General features: G+C 68.0%; 16 protein-coding genes. 15 read left to right on the forward strand and 1 reads right to left on the reverse strand.

Annotated elements, in window-relative coordinates:
- The first annotated feature begins 50 nt into the window (after positions 1-50).
- From AC07WS_RS27975 to AC07WS_RS28025, 11 genes are all read left to right on the forward strand, one after another.
- Positions 51-1,262 carry a glycosyltransferase gene (locus AC07WS_RS27975; protein ID WP_494732215.1) on the forward strand — a complete coding sequence of 404 codons (1,212 nt, stop codon included), beginning with the start codon at positions 51-53 and terminating at the stop codon, positions 1,260-1,262.
- Positions 1,263-1,319: 57 nt separating this feature from the next.
- Positions 1,320-2,693, forward strand: coding sequence for a phenylacetate--CoA ligase family protein (locus AC07WS_RS27980; protein WP_494732216.1), 1,374 nt, complete (start codon positions 1,320-1,322; stop codon positions 2,691-2,693).
- 34 nt (positions 2,694-2,727) lie between these two features.
- On the forward strand, positions 2,728-3,789 hold the full coding sequence (locus AC07WS_RS27985) for a glycosyltransferase family 4 protein (protein ID WP_494732217.1): 1,062 nt from the start codon (positions 2,728-2,730) through the stop codon (positions 3,787-3,789).
- Positions 3,786-5,822 carry a heparinase II/III family protein gene (locus tag AC07WS_RS27990; protein WP_494732218.1) on the forward strand — a complete coding sequence of 679 codons (2,037 nt, stop codon included), beginning with the start codon at positions 3,786-3,788 and terminating at the stop codon, positions 5,820-5,822. Before AC07WS_RS27985 ends, AC07WS_RS27990 begins: the two co-directional genes overlap by 4 nt.
- A 33-nt stretch (positions 5,823-5,855) precedes the next feature.
- Entirely contained in the window at positions 5,856-7,166 is a 1,311-nt protein-coding gene (locus tag AC07WS_RS27995) for a nucleotide sugar dehydrogenase (RefSeq protein ID WP_494732219.1), read from the forward strand.
- Positions 7,150-8,397, forward strand: coding sequence for a glycosyltransferase family 4 protein (locus AC07WS_RS28000; RefSeq protein ID WP_494732220.1), 1,248 nt, complete (start codon positions 7,150-7,152; stop codon positions 8,395-8,397). The genes AC07WS_RS27995 and AC07WS_RS28000 overlap by 17 nt, the downstream gene beginning before the upstream one ends.
- Positions 8,394-9,395: a UDP-glucose 4-epimerase GalE gene (gene galE / locus AC07WS_RS28005; protein WP_494732221.1), complete on the forward strand. Its 1,002-nt coding sequence runs from the start codon at positions 8,394-8,396 to the stop codon at positions 9,393-9,395. Before AC07WS_RS28000 ends, galE begins: the two co-directional genes overlap by 4 nt.
- A 9-nt stretch (positions 9,396-9,404) precedes the next feature.
- Positions 9,405-10,565, forward strand: coding sequence for a nucleotidyltransferase family protein (locus AC07WS_RS28010; protein ID WP_494732222.1), 1,161 nt, complete (start codon positions 9,405-9,407; stop codon positions 10,563-10,565).
- A complete protein-coding gene (locus tag AC07WS_RS28015) occupies positions 10,562-11,977 on the forward strand; it encodes a mannose-1-phosphate guanylyltransferase/mannose-6-phosphate isomerase (RefSeq protein WP_494732223.1) in 1,416 nt (471 codons plus the stop codon). The genes AC07WS_RS28010 and AC07WS_RS28015 overlap by 4 nt, the downstream gene beginning before the upstream one ends.
- Positions 11,978-12,249: 272 nt before the next feature.
- The gene (locus AC07WS_RS28020; protein WP_494732224.1) at positions 12,250-12,789 is read left to right on the forward strand and encodes an FxDxF family PEP-CTERM protein; all 540 of its coding nucleotides are present in this window, start codon (positions 12,250-12,252) and stop codon (positions 12,787-12,789) included.
- A gap of 102 nt (positions 12,790-12,891) precedes the next feature.
- Entirely contained in the window at positions 12,892-13,878 is a 987-nt protein-coding gene (locus AC07WS_RS28025) for a TIGR03790 family protein (RefSeq protein ID WP_494732285.1), read from the forward strand.
- On the opposite strand, the gene AC07WS_RS28030 is transcribed toward AC07WS_RS28025, so the two are convergent.
- Positions 13,866-14,459: a PEP-CTERM sorting domain-containing protein gene (locus AC07WS_RS28030; protein WP_494732225.1), complete on the reverse strand. Its 594-nt coding sequence runs from the start codon at positions 14,457-14,459 to the stop codon at positions 13,866-13,868. The two genes, AC07WS_RS28025 and AC07WS_RS28030, sit on opposite strands and share 13 nt — an antisense overlap.
- A 283-nt stretch (positions 14,460-14,742) precedes the next feature.
- On the opposite strand from AC07WS_RS28030, the gene AC07WS_RS28035 reads away from it, so the two are divergent.
- From AC07WS_RS28035 to epsA, 4 genes are all read left to right on the forward strand, one after another.
- The gene (locus tag AC07WS_RS28035; protein ID WP_494732226.1) at positions 14,743-17,769 is read left to right on the forward strand and encodes an ExeM/NucH family extracellular endonuclease; all 3,027 of its coding nucleotides are present in this window, start codon (positions 14,743-14,745) and stop codon (positions 17,767-17,769) included.
- A gap of 10 nt (positions 17,770-17,779) precedes the next feature.
- Positions 17,780-18,409, forward strand: a complete 630-nt coding sequence (locus AC07WS_RS28040) for an NF038129 family PEP-CTERM protein (protein ID WP_494732227.1) — start codon at positions 17,780-17,782, stop codon at positions 18,407-18,409.
- A 186-nt stretch (positions 18,410-18,595) separates the two neighbouring features.
- Positions 18,596-19,324, forward strand: coding sequence for a phosphate regulon transcriptional regulator PhoB (phoB, locus tag AC07WS_RS28045; RefSeq protein ID WP_494732228.1), 729 nt, complete (start codon positions 18,596-18,598; stop codon positions 19,322-19,324).
- Positions 19,325-19,326: 2 nt separating this feature from the next.
- Entirely contained in the window at positions 19,327-20,118 is a 792-nt protein-coding gene (epsA, locus tag AC07WS_RS28050) for an XrtB/PEP-CTERM-associated transcriptional regulator EpsA (RefSeq protein ID WP_494732229.1), read from the forward strand.
- Positions 20,119-20,186: the final 68 nt, after the last annotated feature.

Genomic DNA, 20,186 nt, shown 5'->3' on the forward strand with positions numbered 1-20,186 from the left:
CTATCCAGTCGCCCTTTTTTATTGTCGATCCATCAAATATTCAGTCACCCATGCCCCTCACCATTTTGCAGCTGGTACCCGAGGCGCTGCCGACCCATCGTGCCGATGTCGCAGTCTTGTTTGGAAAATACCTGCCGCGCGCCGGCGTCCAGTGCCACATGGTGGGCATGCCGTCGCCGGCCGCCGCCGACGGCCAGGGCTACGCCTCGCTGCGGCGCCCGGCCTGGCACGCCAGCCGGCTGCTGCGCGAGGCCCGCTTCTTCTGGCTGTGCCTGCGCGCGCTGCTGGCCGCCAACCGCCGCAACTGCGATCTGATCCAGGCGCGCGACATGGTCTCGATCGGCCTGCTGGCGATGCTGGTGGCGCGCCTCAAGGGCCTGCCGTTCTGCTACTGGGTCTCGTTCCTGATGAGCGAAGGGCGCATCGAGCGCGCCCGCGCCAACCTGGCGCGCAAGCCCAGCCTGCGCGCCTATCTGGTGCTGTGGAAGGGGCTGGCCGAAAAAGCCGTGCTGTACCGGCTGGTGCTGCCCGGCGCCCGCCACATCTTCGTGCAGAGCGAGGCGATGGCCGCCTACATGGTGGGGCAGGGCCTGCCCGCCGCCAGGCTGAGCGCGGTGCCGATGGGGGTGGACATGGAGCTGTTCGGCGCCGGCATCGGCGCCGGCGCGCGCCCGGCCGGCTGGGAGGGGCGGCCCATGCTGGGCTATCTGGGCAGCCTGGACAAGGAACGCCAGCTGCACACCGTGGTCGACGCGTTGCTGCTGGCGCGCCGCCAGGTCCCCGACGCCTGCCTGCTGCTGGTGGGCGCGGCGGCCAATGCCGGCGACACCGAGCAGCTGATGGCCTACGTCCGCCAGCAGGGGCTGGAGGACGCGGTGCGCATCACCGGCTGGCTGCCGTCCAGCCAGGCCTGGCAGCTGTTGCTGGGCGCGGACGCCGCAGTCTCCTACGTGCCGCGCAATATGCTGTACGACGTCAGCTCGCCGACCAAGCTGCTGGAGTATCTGGCGCTGGGCCTGCCCGCGGTGGGCAACGACATCCCGGACCAGGCGCACGTCCTGTCCGCCAGCGACGCCGGCTGGCTCACCGCCAGCGACGCCGCCTCGATGGCGCAGGCGCTGGTGGCCATCTTCGCCGACCCGGCGGCGGCCCGCGCCCGCGCCGCGCGCGGCCCCGCCTACCTGCGCGCGGCGCGCAGCTACGCCGTGTTGTCCGAGCAGGTGGCGCAACAATACCGGGCCATTGTGGAGGCGGGGAAATGAGTGCGGCCGCCGCGCACGGTAGGGGAATTGCCGAAAGGATATCGAAACTGCTATATAATGCCCGACGTCAGCCCCGCCGGCTTGCCAGTTGCTAGCCTTTCCCAACACCGCGTGCCGACCGGCGTGCGCTCCCAGAGCCTGTACAACATGTGGAAATACTCGTTAAAATTTTCGCTGCGCTCCCTGCTGCGCGACGCCGTGCGCGGCGTCGCGGCGCGGACCCTGCTGTATCCCGAGCTGGCGCGCAACGAACGCTCGACGGCGGCGCTGGCGGACTACGTGGCGGCCCGTTGCCGCCTGTTGGGCCTGCCCGTGCCGGCCGCGCCCAACGCCGTGCCGCTGCTGGCCGGCGACGCCGCCACGATGGCCAAGGCCGACCTGCGCGCCGCCCCGCAGCGCTATCAGCGCCCGCGCGGCTGGGGCACGCTGTTGCGCAACAAGATCAAAACCAGCGGCAGCTCCGGCCAGCCGCTGACCGTGGTGCAGGACCTGGCCTGCGTGGTGCGCGAGGAAGCCTTCATCCACCGCCACCTGCGCTGGATGGGATTCGAGCCGGGCCAGCGGCGCGCCTGGATCCGCGGCGACGTGGTGTGCGACGCCCGCCCGGCCGACGGCCGCTACTGGTGCTACGACTGGCCCGGCAAGATGCTGATGATGTCGTCCTACCATCTGGCCGGCGCCACCATCGCCGCCTATGTCGAGGAGTTGCGCCGTTATGATCCGGTCATCATCCACGCGTATCCTTCCTCCATCGCCGCCATCGCCGCCTGGTTGCACGCGGCCGGGCGGACCTACGGCGGCACGGCGCTGCGCGGCATCATGACCTCGTCCGAAACCATGGACCCGGACGTGCGCGTCCAGGTCGAGGCGGTGTTCGGCGTCAAGGTGTTCGACTGGTACGGCCAGGCCGAGCGGGTCGCCGCGATCGCCAACTGCGAGCACGGCAACTACCACCTGCTGACCGACTACAGCATGGTCGGGCTGCTGGACCAGGGCGACGGCCGCGCCGAGCTGGTGGGCACCAGCCTGAACAACCGGGCCACGTCGCTAGTGCGCTACCGCACGGGCGACCTGGTCGAGATGGGCGAGGGCCCGTGCGCCTGCGGCCGGGTGTTCCCGGTGGTGAAGGCGATCGGCGGCCGCAGGGAACGCGTGATCACGCTGCCGGACGGCCGCCAGATCGGCCGCCTGGACCACGTGTTCAAGGGCGCGGACCAGGTGGTGGAAGGGCAGATCGTGTATCGCGGCCAGGCCCGCTTCGAGCTGAACGTGGTGGCGGCGGCCGGCTTCGGCGCGGCCGACGAGGCGCAGCTGGTCGACAACTTCCTGCTGCGGGTGCCGGACGTGGCGGTCAGCGTCAAGCGGGTGGCGGCCATCCCGCGCGGCGCCAACGGCAAGTTTGAATTTATCTCGTTGCAGGAAGCCGCATGACGGCCACCTGCAGCGTCAACCCTGGACAGGCTTGATGAGCAAAGTAATCGTGATGGCCGGCACCGGCTTCGACACCATGGGCGGCATCTCGTCGGTGGTCAAGGTGTACCGCGACGCCGGGCTGTTCCAGCGCTATCCCATCGTCTACCTGGCCACCCACCGCGACGGCGGCGCCGCCGCCAAGCTGGGCGCGGCGCTGCGCGCCTACGGGCGCTACCTGCTGTTGCTGCTGACCTTGCGGGTCGGCCTGCTGCACGTGCACGTGGCCTCGCGCGCCAGCTTCTGGCGCAAGACGCCGTTGTTCCTGCTGGCCTTCCTGTTCCGCGTGCCGGCCATCCTGCACCTGCACGGCGCCGAGTTCGTCATCTTCTACGAGCAGGAGTGCGGCCCGTGGCGGCGCCGCCTCATCCGCGCCATCTTCAACGGCACGCGCCGCGTGGTGGTGCTGTCGGACATGTGGAAGCAATGGGTCGAAAGCATAGGCGTGAGCACGCCGGTGCACGCCGTCTACAACCCGGTGCTGCTGCCGGCCGCCACCGACTGGTCGGCGCGCGCCGCCGGCCAGCTGCTGTTCCTGGGCCGGCTGGGCAAGCGCAAGGGCACGTACGACCTGGTCGACGCGCTGGCGCGCCTGCCGCAGGCGCCGCAGGCGCTGCTGGGCGGCGACGGCGAGACCGAACAGACCGCCGAGTACGCGCGCCAGCGCGGCGTCGGCGACCAGGTCAGGCTGCTGGGCTGGGTGGGGGCGGAGCAAAAAGCCGGCCTGCTGGCCACGGCCTCGATCTATGTGCTGCCCTCGTATAACGAAGGCTTGCCGATGAGCTTGCTGGAAGCGATGGCGGCCGGCATGCCGGTGCTCAGCACCCCGGTGGGCGGCATCCCGGAGGCGGTCAGCGACGGCGTCGAAGGCTTCCTGGTGCCGGCCGGCGACATCGACGCGCTGGCGGCCCGCCTGCAGCAGCTGCTGGCCGACCCGGCGCTGGCGCAGCGCATGGGCGCGGCGGCGCGGCGCAAGGTGGAGACCACCTTCGCCAGCGGCGCGGTGCTGCCGCGCATCGAACAACTGTATCAAGAACTGGGATTTGCGCGCGCATGAGCACACTGGGCTGGAAAATCAATCGTTTGAAACTGATGTCGGTGGGCGAGATCGTCTGGCGCGTCGAACAGATGGCGCGCAAGAAGGCCAGCAAGTTCGGCCTCGGCCTGGCGGCGCGGCCGCCGCGTCCGGCGTTGCCGGCCGGCGCGCCGCGCTTCCTGCCCGACGGCGCGGCCGGCGGCGACAGCGCCGCCTTGCTGGCCGCGGCCGACGCCATCCTGGCCGGCCGCTGGAATGTGTTCGCGCTGCGCGGCGTCGAACTGGGTTTCCCGCCGCGCTGGAACGTCGATCCCAAGACCGGCACCCAGGCGCCTATGGGCCTGGGCAAGGCCATCGACTACCGCAGCGAGCGCGTGGTGGGCGACATCAAATACCTGTGGGAGCCGAGCCGCCACCTGGAGCTGGTGACGCTGGCGCAAGCGTGGCAGGCCAGCGGCGAGCGGCGCTACGCCGACGGCGCCCGCGCGCTGCTGCAATCGTGGTTCGACCAGTGCCCGTATCCGCAGGGCGTACATTGGACCAGCTCGCTTGAACTGGCGGTGCGCCTGCTGAACTGGGCCTTCGCCTGGGAGCTGCTGGGCGGCGCCGCCTCGCCGCTGTTTGCCGGCGCCGACGGCGCGGCATTCCAGCGCCAGTGGCTGGACAGCGTCTACCAGCACTGCCATTTCATCCAGGGTTATTTCTCGCGCCACTCGTCGGCCAACAACCACCTGTTCGGCGAATACATGGGCTTGTTCGTGGCCAGCCTGGTGTGGCCGTGCTGGCCGGACTCGGCGCGCTGGCGCGCGCTGTCCAAGCGCGGCCTGGAAGTGGAGGCGCTCAAGCAGAACACCGCCGACGGCGTCAACAAGGAACAGGCGGTGTACTACCAGCACGAGGTGATGGACATGATGCTGCTGTGCCACCTGGTCGGCCAGGCGCACGGCGTGGCGTTCGCGCCGGCCTATCTGCAGCGGCTGGAAAAGCTGGCCGACTTCCTGGCCGCGCTGCTCGACGCCGGCGGCCACATGCCGATGACCGGCGACGCCGACGACGCCCAGATGGTCAGGCTGGCGCACGAGGCCGGCTGGTCGCCGTACCGCTCGCTGCTGGCCAGCTGCGCTTTGCTGTTCGGCCGCGCCGACTTCAAGCGCAAGGCCGGCGCGCTGGACGGCAAGACCCGCTGGCTGTTCGGCCGCGCCGGCCAGCAGCGCTGGGACGCGCTGGCGCCCACCGGCGCCGAGCAGCCGGTGATGGCCTTCCCGGAAGGCGGCTACTACCTGCTGGGCCGGCATTTCGGCGGCGCCGACGAGGTGCGCCTGGTGGCCGACTGCGCGCCGCTCGGCTATCTGTCGATCGCCGCCCACGGCCACGCCGACGCGCTGGCGTTCACCTTGTCGCTGGGCGGCGAGGAATTCCTGGTCGATCCCGGCACCTACGCCTACCACACGCAGAAATCCTGGCGCGACTATTTCCGCAGCACGGCCGCGCACAACACGGTGTGCGTCGACCACCGGGACCAGTCCGAGATCGGCGGCAACTTCATGTGGCTGCGCAAGGCCAACGCGCGCCTGCTGGCGCACCAGCCGTCCGGCCCGGTGCAGCGCTTCGAGGGCGAGCACGACGGCTATCAATGCCTGGCCGATCCGGTCATGCACCGCCGGTTGGTCGAGTTCGATACCAACAGAAATACCGTCGTTGTCAAAGACATATTACAATGTCGGGGTCAGCACCATGTTGCACTGCACTGGCAGCTGGCCGAGGCTTGTCGTACCGAGCTGGACGACGGCGTGGTGCGGGTGCGCGGCCGGCGCAGCGAGTTGCAACTGCGCTGCGGCTTCGGCGGCGGGGCCGAGTTGTTGCGTGGCAGCGAAGCCCCGATCGGCGGCTGGATATCGCGCAGATTTGACGAAAAGACCGCCATCGACACGCTAAGATGGCAGGGTACCGTGAACGGTACGACAGAAATAGTGACTGAGCTGCGGCTGCTGGTGAACGCCGTGGCGGACGCCGCGCCGGACGCGGCGCGGGTCAGCACTCAGGCAGGCATTTAACGGTGGCATCGACAATTCATTGAGGAGTATATTTTGAAAATCAGTATTTTTGGCCTGGGCTATGTGGGCGCAGTTTCCGCCGGTTGTCTCGCCACCGACGGCCATGAAGTGATCGGCGTCGATCCCAACCGCACCAAGGTCGACCTGATCAACCAGGGCACCACCCCGATCATCGAAAAAGACATCGGCGAGATGATCGCCGCCACCGTCAAGTCCGGCCACCTGCGCGCCACCGTCGACGTGCGCGACGCCGTCATGGGTTCCGACATGTCGCTGATCTGCGTCGGCACGCCGTCCCAGCTGAACGGCAACCTCGACCTGAGCCACGTGCGCAAGGTGTGCGAGCAGATCGGCGCCGCCATCAAGGAAAAAGCCAGCTTCCACGTGGTGGTGGCGCGCAGCACCATGCTGCCGGGCTCGATGAGCAGCGTGGTCATCCCGACCCTGGAGGCGGCCTCCGGCAAGAAGGCCGGCGTCGACTTCGGCGTCTGCAACAACCCCGAGTTCCTGCGCGAAGGCACGGCGGTGTACGACTACTACCATCCGCCCAAGACCGTGATCGGCGAGAGCGACGAGAAGGCCGGCGCCATGCTGGTGCAGCTGTACGAGAAAATGGACGCGCCGCTGGTGCGCACCAACGTCGAGACGGCCGAGATGGTCAAGTACACCGACAACACCTGGCACGCCGTCAAGGTGGCGTTCGCCAACGAGATCGGCAACATCTGCAAGGCGGTCGGCATCGACGGCCACAAGGTGATGGAGATCTTCTGCCAGGACACCAAGCTCAACCTGTCGTCCTACTACATGAAGCCGGGCTTCGCCTTCGGCGGCTCCTGCCTGCCCAAGGACGTGCGCGCGCTGACCTACAAGGCGCGCAGCCTGGACCTGGAACTGCCGCTGCTGAACGCCATCCTGCCGTCCAACCAGAAGCAGGTCGACAAGGGCTTGAAGATGATCATGGACAAGGGCGCGCGCAAGGTCGGCATCCTCGGCTTCTCGTTCAAGGCCGGCACCGACGACCTGCGCGAATCGCCGCTGGTGGACGTGATCGAGCACCTGCTGGGCAAGGGCTACGAGCTCAAGCTGTACGACAAGAACGTCAACCTGGCCGCGCTGACCGGCGCCAACCAGGACTACATCCTCAACCACATCCCGCACATCTCCAAGCTGATGGTCGAGTCGATGGACGAGGTGCTGGCCTTCGCCGACACCATCGTCATCGGCAACGGCGCGGCCGAGTTCAAGACCGTGCCGGGCCAGCTCAAGCCGGGCCAGCAGCTGGTCGACCTGGTGCGCATCAGCGCCGAACAGAGCGGGGGACAGTACGATGGCATCTGCTGGTAAGCGCCGCGTCCTGATCCTGGTCGAGAACCTGCCGTCGCCGTTCGACCGGCGGGTCTGGCAGGAGGCCACCACGCTGCACGCCAACGGCTACCAGGTGTCCATCATCTGCCCGACCGGCAAGGGCTACGAGAGCCGCTACGAAGAGATCGACGGCATCCACATCCACCGCTACAGCCTGCCGCTGGAGGCGGAGGGCGCCAAGGGCTACCTGGTCGAATATTCGCTGGCGCTGTTCCACACCTTCCGCCTGGCGTGGAAGGTGCATTTCGCGCGCGGCTTCGACGTCATCCACGCCTGCAATCCGCCCGACCTGCTGTTTTTGATCGGCGGCTTCTTCAAGCTCCTGATGGGCAAGAAGTTTTTGTTCGACCACCACGACATCAACCCGGAGCTGTACGAGGCCAAGTTCGGCCGCCGCGACTTCTTCTACAAGTTGATGGTGCTGTTCGAGCGCTGGTCGTTCAAGACCGCCGACGTGTCGATCGCCACCAACGAGTCGTATAAAAAAATCGCCATCGAGCGCGGCGGCATGCCGGCCGATAAATGCTATGTGGTGCGCAGCGGACCCAAGCTGGACCGCCTGCGCGTGCTGCCGCCGGTGCCCGAGCTCAAGCGCGGCCGCCGGTTCCTGGTCGGCTACGTCGGCGTGATGGGCGCGCAGGAGGGCATCGACCTGCTGCTGCAGGCCGCGCAATACCTGATCCAGACGCTGGGCCGCAGCGACGTGCAGTTCGGCCTGGTCGGCGGCGGCACCTCGCTCGAGCAGATGAAGCAGATGGCCACCGACATGGGCATCGCCGACTACGTCACCTTCACCGGCCGCGTGCCGGACCAGCAGCTGCTGGAGATGCTCAACACCGCCGACGTCTGCGTCAACCCCGACGTGGCCAACGACATGAACGACAAGTCCACCATGAACAAGATCATGGAGTACATGGCGCTGGGCAAGCCGATCGTGCAGTTCGACCTGGTCGAAGGCAAGGTGTCGGCGCAGGAGGCGTCGCTGTACGCGCTCAAGAACGACCCGGTCGACATGGCGCGCAAGATCGTCGAGCTGCTGGACGACCCGGCCCGCCGCGAGCGCATGGGCGCCTACGGCCGCAACCGCGTGGTCAACGAACTGGAATGGGAATACGAGGCGCCGAAACTGCTGGCCGCCTACGAGCGCCTGTACTCGGCCAACGCGCCGCTGCCGGGCGCGGTCTCGAGCTTACGGAAAGAGGGCAAATGAAGATCTTAGTGACTGGCGGTATGGGCTACATCGGCTCGCATACCGTGGTGGAATTGCTGGCGGCCGGCCACGAGGTGGTGGCGCTGGACAACCTGTCCAACGCCAAGGCCTCGGTGCAGCAGCGCGTCGAGCGCATCGCCGGCAAGCCCTTCACCTTTGTCGAGGGCGACGTGCGCGACCGCGCCGCGCTGGAGGCGGTGTTCGCCGCGCACCGCATCGATTCGGTGATCCACTTCGCCGGCCTGAAGGCGGTGGGCGAATCGGTCGAGCAGCCGCTGCGCTACTACGACAACAACGTCACCGGCAGCCTGGTGCTGTTCGAGTGCATGGCCCAGGCCGGCGTCAAGTCGCTGGTGTTCAGCTCCTCGGCCACGGTGTACGGCGACCCGGCCTCGGTGCCCATCCTCGAACACTTCCCGCTGTCGGCCACCAACCCCTACGGCCGCAGCAAGTTGATGATCGAAGAGATGCTGCGCGACCTGCACAAGGCCGACCCCAGCTGGCGCATCGCGCTGCTGCGCTACTTCAACCCGGTGGGCGCCCATGCAAGCGGCCTGATCGGCGAGGAGCCGAACGGCATCCCCAACAACCTGGTGCCCTACATCGCCCAGGTGGCGGACGGCAGCCGCGAGCGCCTGTCGGTGTACGGCGGCGACTATCCGACCCCGGACGGCACCGGCCTGCGCGATTACATCCACGTGGTCGACCTGGCGCTGGGCCACCTGGCCACGCTGTCCAAGCTGGCGACCGGCGCCGGCATATTCACCTACAATCTGGGCACCGGCCGCGGCAACAGCGTGCTGGAGATGGTGCGCGCGTTCGAGGCGGCCAGCGGTCGCCCCGTGCCCTACCAGGTGGTGGCGCGCCGCGCCGGCGACATCGCCGCCTGCTATGCCGACGCCAGCCTGGCGGAACGCGAGCTGGGCTGGAAGGCCCAGCGCAATGTCGAACAGATGTGCGCCGACTCCTGGCGCTGGCAAACCACGCCCACTGAATAGGAGACCAGCATGAAAGCGATGATACTTGCAGCAGGCAAGGGCACCCGCGTGCGCCCGTTGACCTACGATTTGCCCAAGCCCATGATCCCCATCCTGGGCAAGCCCGTGATGGCCTACCTGATCGAGCATCTGCACAAGTACGGCGTGACCGAGATCATGGTCAACGTCAGCTACCTGCACGAGAAGATCGAGGAGTATTTCGGCGAGGGCCACCAGTACGACGTGCAGATCGGCTACTCGTTCGAGGGCTACACCACCGACGACGGCGAGGTCGTGCCGCAGCCGCTGGGCTCGGCCGGCGGCATGAAGAAGATCCAGGAGTTCGGCGGCTTCTTCGACGACACCACCATCGTGCTGTGCGGGGACGCGCTGATCGACCTCGACATCAAGTCGGCGCTGTTCGAGCACCGCCGCAAGGGCGCGCTGGCCTCGGTCATCACCAAGGAGGTGCCGTGGGACAAGGTCTCCAGCTACGGCGTGGTGGTCGCCGACGACAACGGCCGCATCACCGAGTTCCAGGAAAAGCCCAGCCAGCAGGAAGCCAAGTCCAACTTCGTCAGCACCGGCATCTACATCTTCGAGCCCGAGGTGATCGACCTGATCCCGTCCGGCCAGACCTTCGACATCGGCTCCCAGCTGTTCCCGCTGCTGGCCGAGAAGGGCATGCCGTTCTACGCCCAGACCCGCAACTACAACTGGATCGACATCGGCAGCGTGACCGACTACTGGGAAACCTGCCAGAGCGTGCTGATGGGCGAGGTGGCCCACCTGCACATGCCCGGCATCCAGATCAACGACGGCGTCTGGGTCGGCCTGAACACCAGCATCGACTGGGAGGGCACGACCATCGAGGGGCCGGTCTACATCGGTTCCGGCACCCGCATCGAGGCCGGCGTGCACATCGTCGGCCCCACCTGGATAGGCCACGGCAGCCATATCTGCGCCGGCGCCAAGGTCGTGCGCAGCGTGCTGTTCGAGTATACTCGCGTGTTACCGAATGTTTCTTTAAATGAAATGATCGTGTTTAAGGACTATAGTGTCGACCGCGCCGGCGAGATGAAGCACGTGTCCGAGACCGATCCGGATTCCTGGGCCAACGCCCGCGACCGCCGCAGCAAGCGCCGCACCGAACACAGCAATGAATTAATCGATAAGAGAATGCGAGCATGAAAATTTACCCAGTGATCCTGTCGGGCGGTTCCGGCACCCGTTTGTGGCCGTTGTCGCGCGCCGTGCTGCCCAAGCAGCTGCTGCCGCTGGTATCCGAGCGCACCATGCTGCAGGACACCGCGCTGCGCCTGCACGGCCGGCCGCAGATGATGGCGCCGCTGGTGGTGTGCGGCAACGAGCACCGCTTCCTGGTCGCCGAACAGATGCGCGAGATCGGCATCGCTCCGCTGGGCATCCTGCTCGAGCCGGTCGGACGCAACACCGCGCCGGCCGTGGCCGCCGCGGCCCACTATCTGCGCGCCATCGACGCCGACGCCGTCATGCTGGTGCTGCCGGCCGACCACGTGATTGAAAACACCGACGCCTTCTACGCCGCCATCGAACACGCTTGCGCCATGGTGGAAGGCGGCGCGCTGGCCACCTTCGGCATCGTGCCGACCGGGCCGGAAACCGGCTACGGCTACATCCGCAGCGGCCAGCCGGCCGCCGCCGCGCACTGCTACAGCGTCGACCGCTTCGTCGAGAAGCCCGACCGCGCCACCGCCGAAGGCTTCGTCGCCGCCGGCAACTACTACTGGAACAGCGGCATGTTCCTGTTCCGCGCCGACAGCTACCTGAAGGAACTGCAGCAATACGCGCCGGCCATCGCCAGCGCCACCGAGGCCGCGGTCGGCAAGGATTACCGCGACCTCGATTTCTGCCGCCTGGACGAAGCCTCGTTCACCGCCTGCCCGTCCGACTCGATCGACTACGCGGTGATGGAACACACCCGCCACGCCATCGTCGTGCCGGCCGACATCGGCTGGAACGATGTCGGCTCGTGGTCGGCGCTGTGGGAAGTGCAGCCGCAGGACGCGCAGGGCAACGCCACCCGCGGCGACGTCTACCTGGACGACGTCAGCGGCTCGCTGGTGCGCGCCGAGAGCCGCATCGTGGCCGTGGTCGGCGTCAAGGACGTGGTCGTGGTGGAAACCAACGACGCCGTGCTGGTCTGCCACAAGGACCAGGTGCAGCGCGTCAAGAACATCGTCGAGCACCTGAAGACCAAGCAGCGCACCGAGCACCTGCACCACACCAAGGTCTACCGTCCGTGGGGCTGCTACGAGGGCATCGACATCGGCGAGCGTTTCCAGGTCAAGCGCATCACGGTCAACCCGGGCGGCAAGCTGTCGCTGCAGATGCACCACCACCGCGCCGAGCACTGGATCGTGGTCAGCGGCACCGCCCGCGTGACCTGCGGCGAGCAGGTGACGCTGCTGACCGAGAACGAATCGACCTACATCCCGATCGGCACCACGCACCGCCTGGAAAACCCGGGCAAGCTGCCGCTGCACCTGATCGAAGTCCAGTCCGGCAGCTACCTGGGCGAGGACGACATCGTGCGCCTGGAAGACGTCTACCAGCGCGCCTGATGCCGCGCGGCGGCCCCGGCTGAGCAGCCGGCGGCCGCCGATTTCCCGTCTTGGCGTAGGCGCTTGCCTACGCTGCCTGCAACACCTCCCGCCCATCCCCGGTTTCCCTCTGAGCGCCGCTGGCGCCCGCCTGCGCGCGCCTGGCCGGCCCAGCCACGCGCGATTGCCGCGTCCATGCCGCCGCGCCGCCGGCCGATGCTAGGATAAATCCGCAGTGATCGAGCAACCGGCGGCAGCGCGCGCGCCGCCGCCATTTTCAAGGGAGGTGAGGTATGAAGCGTACACAAACAATCGTGGCGGCGCTGGCGCTGGCGGGCGCGGCGGGCCTGCCGCTGGCACGGGCGGCCGACATCAGCCAGGGCGTGCAAACCCTGGACCTGAGCGGCGGCGCCGCGGTGCTGATGCATGCCTTCGGCGCCGGCAACGCCGGCAACACGTTCAGCGACCGCTACAATTTCACGGCCGCCAGCAGCGAGATGGTGGGCGCGCTGGTCAGCAGCCTGGACCTGGCCGACGCCGGCCTGGGCGGCGCCAGCTTCGACAGCTTCAAGCTGTACAACTCCGCCGGCTTCTCGGTGGACGGCGTCAAGCAGTCGGCGCCGGGCGCCACGGCCGAGGTGTGGACCATCGCCGCGCACCATCTGGCGCCCGACGACTACTACCTGCTGGTCAGCGGCACGGTGCGCAACGCCGCCGCCGGCAACTACGTCGGCTCGGTGGCCGTCAGTCCGGTGCCGGAACCGGCCACCTATGGCATGCTGCTGGCCGGCGCCGGCATCGTGGGCTGGCTGGCGCGCCGCCGCAAAGCCTGACAATGGCGCTATAATTCCAACGGAAGCCGCCGCTTCCGTTTTTTTTGCCACCTCCAACTGCGATCGACTCACTTGCGATTTTTCTTATTCCTCCTGGCCGCCATGGTGGCGCTGTCCGGCGCGGCCCGCGCGCAAAACGTCCCGGTGGCCGGCATCGGCGCCGCCCAGCTGGCGGTGGTCATCAACGACGACGAGCCCAACAGTGTTGAAATCGGCGAGTACTACCGCAAGGCGCGCGCCATCCCGGCCGCCAACATCGTGCACGTGCGCATCCCGCACCGGCCGCGCAAGATCGACGCCGAGCAGTTCGAGGCGCTGAAGGCGCAGATCGACGCCAGGCTGGGCCCCGAGATCCAGGCCGTGCTGATGGTCTGGACCGCGCCGTACGCGGTCGAATGCAACTCGCTGACCTCGGCCTACACGCTGGGCCTGGACAGCGGCCTGTGCACCAAGAGCTGCTCCCCGAGCAAGCCCAGCAGCTATTTCAATTCGCCCTCGACCAAGCCCTACACCGACCACCGGATGCGCCTGTCCATGCTGATGCCGACCGATTCGGTGGAGGCGTCCAAGGCGCTGATCGACCGTGGCGTGCTGTCCGGCTTCACCATGCCGACCGCCACCGCCTACTTCCTCAACACCAGCGACGCCGCCCGCAGCAGCCGGGCGCGCTTCTTCCCGCGCTCGATGACGGTGCCGTCCAAGAAGCTGACCATCAAGACCATGCAGGCCGACAGCATCGAGCAGGTCAGCGACATCATCGTCTACGAGACCGGGCTGACCCATGTGCCCAAGCTGAACACGCTCAAATTCCTGCCGGGCGCGCTGGCCGACCACCTGACCTCGCAAGGCGGGGAGTTGTACACGGAGACGCAGATGAGCAGCCTGCGCTGGCTGGACGCGGGCGCGACGGCCAGCTACGGCACCGTCAGCGAGCCGTGCAATCATTGGCAGAAGTTCCCGAATTCGACCGCGCTGCTGAGCCACTACCTGCGCGGCAACAGCGCGATCGAGGCGTACTGGAAAAGCGTGGCGTGGCCGGCGCAGGGCGTCTTCATCGGCGAGCCGCTGGCCGCCCCTTACCGCCGCTGAAGCCGGCGGCGCGCGGACACGATCAAGCAGGCCAGGCCGGCCAGCAGCAGCGCCCAGCGCGACGGTTCCGGCACGGCCGGCAACGGCTCCGCCTGATCCAGCCAGGGCTGGCCGCCGGCCCGCGCCACCAGCGGCAGCTCGCCCAGGCCGCCGGGCACCCACGCGGTCGGCTGCACGGCGCCCGGCTCCTGCGGGCGCGGCAGCTCTTGCAGCGTGCTGAACCACCACACCTCCTGTTGCGCGCGGCCGCCGCCGTGCTGGCGGTTCCACTCCATCCAGCTCTCGTATTCCTGCAACAGTTGATCGCGCGACAGGGCCGGCTTGTCGGTCTGTTCGTTGTCGCGTTCGGCGTTACTCATGCTGCACGGATCGAACAGAAAATTGATGTTGATCTTTTTGCGGGGCTGGGGTTGCTGTTCGGGCGGCTTGGCGGCCGCGCCGGGCGCTGGCTGGGCGGGCGGCGCCTGCAGCGCCAGCATGCACGCGCCCAGCTGCGGCTGGGCGGGCTGCGCCGCGGCGGCCGACGCCAGGCCGGGACCGAGCAGGGCGCAGGCGACGACGGCAGTGCGTAAGGTGGTCATGATGCTCGCTCCATGGCGGCAGGACGGGCGCTGCGCAGCCCGCCGGGACTACGGTTTTGAAATTGCAAATAAGTAATTTCAATTGCGCATAAGTAATCGTAGCACGCGCTGGGCGGGGATGCGAGAAAAACCGGCGCCGGACGCTGAACCAAGTCTTAGTCCGAACGGACTAAGGGTATGTCATCAAGGCGTCAATCCGGCGGCTTAATATGCAAAATGCAATTTCTGAAATCATTTTGTCAAGACCGCCGCGCCGACCTTTTCTCCACACCAGGAACCACACATGAAAAAAACTTCCCACACGCCGAACGCCCAGGCTGCCTCCACGCCGGGCCGGCGCACCATCATCGCCGCAGCCCTGATGGCGGGCCTGTCGGCATCGGCCTGGGCCGATTCGCCGGTCGTGATCAGCCAGGTGTACGGCGGCGGCGGCAACAGCGGCGCCACCATCAAGAATGATTTCATCGAACTGTTCAACCGTGGCACGCAGCCGGTCAGCCTGGCCGGCTGGAGCGTGCAGTACGCCAGCGCGTCCGGTTCCTCGTGGCAGGTGACCAAGATCAGCGGCAGCCCGGTGCTGCAGCCCGGCCAGTACTACCTGGTGCAGGAGGCGGCCGGCACCGGCGCCGGCGCGCTGCTGACGCCGGACAGCACCGGCACCATCCCGATGAGCGGCAGCGCCGGCAAGATCGCGCTGGTGAGCGACGGCAACGCCCTGTCCGGCGCCGCGCCGGCCGGCGCCACGCTGGTCGACCTGCTGGGCTATAACGCCGGCTACTTCGAGGGCAGCAACGGCCCCGGCCTGACCAACACCACCGCCGCGCTGCGCGCCAACGGCGGCTGCACCGACACCGACAACAACGGCAGCGACTTCGCCGCCGGCGCGCCCAACCCGCGCAACACCGCCAGCCCGCTGCACTCGTGCGGCGTGCCGCCGGCCCCGCCCATCGTCGCCAGCTGCCCGGCCAACCTGGCCATGGCCTTCGGCTTCGCCGGCAGCGCCGACCTGAGCGCGACCGACGCCGACGGCATCGTCAACAACGCCGTCATCACCTCGGCCGCCGTGCCGGGCATCAGCCTGGTGAACTTCCAGGCCGCATCGGCCGCCGGCGCCAACGCCACCGTCAGCCTGAGCGTGGGCGCCGGCGTGGCGCAGGGCAGCTACCCGGTCGCGGTGCGCTTCGACAACGACCAGTCGCAGCAGGCCAGCTGCACCATCAACGTCGACGTCGCCGCGCCGGCCGGCGTCACCCACAGCATTCCGCAGATCCAGGGCCCGGGCGAGACCAGCCCGTACGCCGGCACCGTGCAGACCACCGAGGGCGTGGTCACGGCCAAGGTCGGCTCCGGCTTCTTCATCCAGGACGCGGTGGGCGACGGCAATCCGCAAACCTCGGACGGCATCTTCGTCTACACCACGGCCGCCAACACCGGCACCGTGCAGGTGGGCGACCAGGTGCGCGTCACCGGCACCGTCAGCGACTACGCGCCGGTGGCCGGCGGCCACGCCTACACCGAGCTGCAGAACATCAGCGCCATCGTCAAGACCGGCAGCGGCATCGCCATCACCCCGACCAACATCCAGCTGCCATACGCCAACCTGGGCCAGGTCGAGGGCATGCTGGTGCGCTTCACCAACGCGCTGACCGTGTCGCAGCTGGAATTCCTGGGCGAGCGCGGCGAAGTAACCTTGTCGTCCGGCCGCCTGGAGGCGCCGACCAACCACTACCGCGCCGGCTCGGACGAAGCCAAGGCGCTGGCGCTGGCCAACGCCGGCAACCAGATCGTGCTGGACGACGGCATCTTCACCACGCCGGTCACCATCCCCTACCTGGGCGCGGACGGCTCGCTGCGCGCCGGCGACACCGTCTCCGGCCTGACCGGCGTGGTCGACTTCGGCGCCAAGGGCGGCGGCGGCGCCGGCTTCAAGCTGCAGCCGACCGTGGCGCCGGTGTTCTCGCAGGATAATCCGCGCAGCGCGCCGCCGGCCCTGGCCGCCGGCAACATCAAGGTCGCCAGCGCCAACGTGCTGAACTACTTCACCACCTTCACCAACGGCACCGATGTCGAAGGCCACACGGGGCAGGGCTGCTCGCTGGGCGCCAGCGTCAGCAAGTCCAACTGCCGCGGCGCCGACAACCTCAACGAGTTCAACCGCCAGACCGCCAAGATCGTCGGCGAGCTCAAGTCCATCGACGCCGACGTGTTCGGCCTGATGGAGATCCAGAACAGCGGCGAGTACACGGTCGGCTACCTGGTCAAGGCGCTCAACGAGGCGATCTCGCCGGGCACCGGCTTCCAGACCTACGCGGTCGTGCCCAAGCCGGCCTCCACCGGCACGGACGCCATCCGCGTCGCCATGATCTACAAGCCGGCCTCGCTGACCATGGTGGGCGGCGCCATGACCGACGCCGACAGCATCAACAACCGTCCGCCGATGGCGCAGACCTTCGTCGCCGCCAACGGCGCCAGGTTCTCGCTGATCGTCAACCACCTGAAATCGAAGGGCAGCTGCCCGGCCGGTTCCGGCGCCGACGCCGACAAGGGCGACGGCCAGAGCTGCTGGAACGCCACCCGCATCAACCAGGCCACCCGCCTGGTCACCACCTTCGCACCGCAAGTGGCGGCCGCCGCCGGCGACGCCAAGGTGCTGATGATCGGCGACTTCAACTCCTACGGCATGGAAGACCCGATCAAGGTCATCACCGACACCGGCTACGTCAACCAGCTGGAGCGCTACGTGCGCGGTGGCGGCGGCATGCCGTACTCCTTCGTCTTCAACAGCGAGGCGGGCTACCTGGACCACGCGCTGGCCAGCCCCGCGCTGACGCCGTCCGTGGTGGACGCGGCCGAATGGCATAACAACGCCGACGAGCCGACCGTGGTCGACTACAACACCGACGGCAAGCCGGAGGACAAGTACACCGCCGCGCCGTACCGCGCCTCCGACCACGACCCGGTCGTCATCAGCCTGAACCTGGCCGCGCCGTACAGCGACGTCAGCGCCGGCGTCAAGACGGCCGCCACCGGCCTGGTGTTCAACCGCGCCACCGGCAAGTACAGCTCGACGTTCTCGGTCACCAACACCGGCGCGTCCGCGCTGAGCGGCCCGTTCCAGGTCGAGTTCGACGGCCTGCCGGCCGGCGTCGCGCTGAGCAACGCCAGCGGCAGCCACGCCGGCGCGCCCTACATCACGGTCAACGCCGCCATGCTGGCGCCGGGCGCCACCGTCTCGTTCGCGCTGAGCTTCAGCAAGACCGGCACGGCCAACATCAGCTACACCACCAAAGTCTACAGCGGCACTTTCTAAGGATACGACCATGTTCACACCAAACCTCTCCCTCACCCTGCGCCATGCCGCGATGGCGCTGGCGCTGAGCGCCTGCGCCGGCCTGGCCTCGGCCCAGACGCTGCACGTCGAACTGAACACCGCGTCGCTGGCCGACGCCGGCTTCCTGGACCTGCAGTTCAATCCGTCGCAGGTGCCGGCCAGCTTCGCCAGCGCCACCATCAGCCACCTGTCCGGCTTCGGCGACCTGTCCGGCGTCAGCGTGGCGGGCGACGTGCAGCAGACTGCCGGCGGCTTCGTATTCGGCAACACCACCGACTACAACGACCTGTTCCAGGGCATCTCGTTCGGCGGCAAGGTCAGCTTCGACGTCAGCTTCGGCGGCCTGTCCGACCCGTCGGCCAACGCGCTGCAGAGCCAGTTTTCCGTGTCGCTGTTCGGCGCCGACGGCCACACCGCGCTGGGCAACTTCAACCCGCAGGACAGCACGCTGATGTCGATCACCTGGCAGCCGACCGCCGGCGCCGGCGTGGTGTCGTCGGCCGTCACCGACCACGCCATCGGCAGCATCAGCGCGGTGCCGGAACCGTCGTCCTGGGCCATGCTGGGCGCCGGCCTGGCGCTGGTGGGCCTCGCCCGCCGCCGCAAGCTCTCCGCCTGAACTTGACTGCGGCAGAAAAGCGACACCCCAGGGTGTCGTTTTTTTGCATTTAGACGGTGGCTTCTAAATCGCCAGCAACGCAGGCGGGCATTGGATATATATCGCCAAGCTCTGAATCCGCGATGGAAATCATATTAGTAATGCCAGATTGCTTGTTGCATAGTGTTTCCTTTGCACGGATTTGCTATGCCACCCGCCCATATCCTTGTCATTGAAAACGAGCCTGCGATCCAGGAACTCATCGCCCTCAACCTGAGCATGGCGGGGCATGCCGTAGCCCGTGCGCGCGACGCCGAAAGCGCGCTGCTGATGCTGGAGGACAGCCTGCCGGCCATGATCTTGACGGACTGGAACCTGCCCGGCCAGTCCGGCCTGTCGCTGATACGCCGCCTGCGGTCCCAGCCGCGCACGCGCGACCTGCCCATCATCATGGTCACGGCCCGCTGCGGCGAGCCCGACAAGATCATGGCGCTGGAAAGCGGCGCCGACGACTACATGACCAAGCCCTTCAGCCCGCGCGAGATGGTGGCCCGCGTGCACGCGCTGCTGCGCCGTCTGCGCGCCCCGGCGCCGCCGCAAGCGCCCGACACCGTGCAGATGGCCGGCCTGCGCCTCGATCCGCACACGCTGCGCGTGACGGCCGGCGCCCGCGAGCTGGCCATGGGCCGGGTCGAATTCAAGCTGCTGAACTTCCTGATGAACCACCCGGAGCGGGTGCACACCCGCGCCCAGCTGCTCGACCAGGTCTGGGGCAACGCGGTCTACCTCGACGAGCGCACCGTGGACGCCCACGTCGGCCGCCTGCGCAGCGCGCTGCAGCCCAGCGGCCACCAGGAGCGCATCGAAACCGTGCGCGGCAGCGGCTACCGCTTCGTGGCCTGGGAGCAGGCGCAACGCGAGGCGGCGCGGGTCTGACGATGGAACAACTGGTCATCTTGAGCAAGCTGGAGCAGGAATACCTGCTGCACGCGATCGAAGCGGTGCTGCCGGTGCGGCAGGCGCGCCAGTTCTGCCTGTGGACCCAGGGCCAGTTCCAGGCGCTGCTGCCGCACCAGATCATGGTCTGCCTGCAGTTCGGCGCGCAGGACGAGGTGCAGCACGTCGAATGCATGCACAGCACGGTGCTGGACGCCGGCCTGCTGGCCAGCCTGGCCGACAAGTCCGACGGCCTGGCGCTGCGGCTGGCGCGCCACTGCCGCGACGGCCTGCGGCTGCCGGCCATGCTGGACGCGGGCGCCGCCGCCGAAGCCAGGCCGCCGCTGGCGCCGTTCGCCGGCGAGCTGCGCGCGCTGGGCCTGGACAACCTGCTGGTGCACGGCACCGAGCGCCTGCCGGGCGGCTCCACCTTCTTCGCGTTGTTCGGCCTGCCGCACCGGCCGCGTCCGCGCCACGCGTATTTCCTTGAACTGCTGCTGCCGCACCTGCACCTGGCGCTGCAACGGGTGGGCCAGCAGCAGCGCCAGGCCCGCGCCGGCGCGCTGGCGCGGCCGGTCAGCGCGCGCGAGATGGAAATCCTGCACTGGGTGCGCGAGGGCAAGAGCAACGAGGAAATCGGCCTCATCCTTGGCATCAGCGGCCTGACGGTGAAGAACCATTTGCAACGCCTGTACCGCCTGCTGGGCGTGTCCAACCGCGCCCACGCGATCGCGCGCGGCATGGCGCTGCACTTGTTCGAGCACGCCATCGTGCCGCTGGCCAGGGCCGCCTGAACCTTCGCCGTCCGTTCCCCCTGCGCACGCACGCAAGAAAAGATTGTCGAGTATGCAAACCGCATGGT

It is taken from the genome of Duganella sp. GW821-FHT01E12, assembly GCF_059422325.1.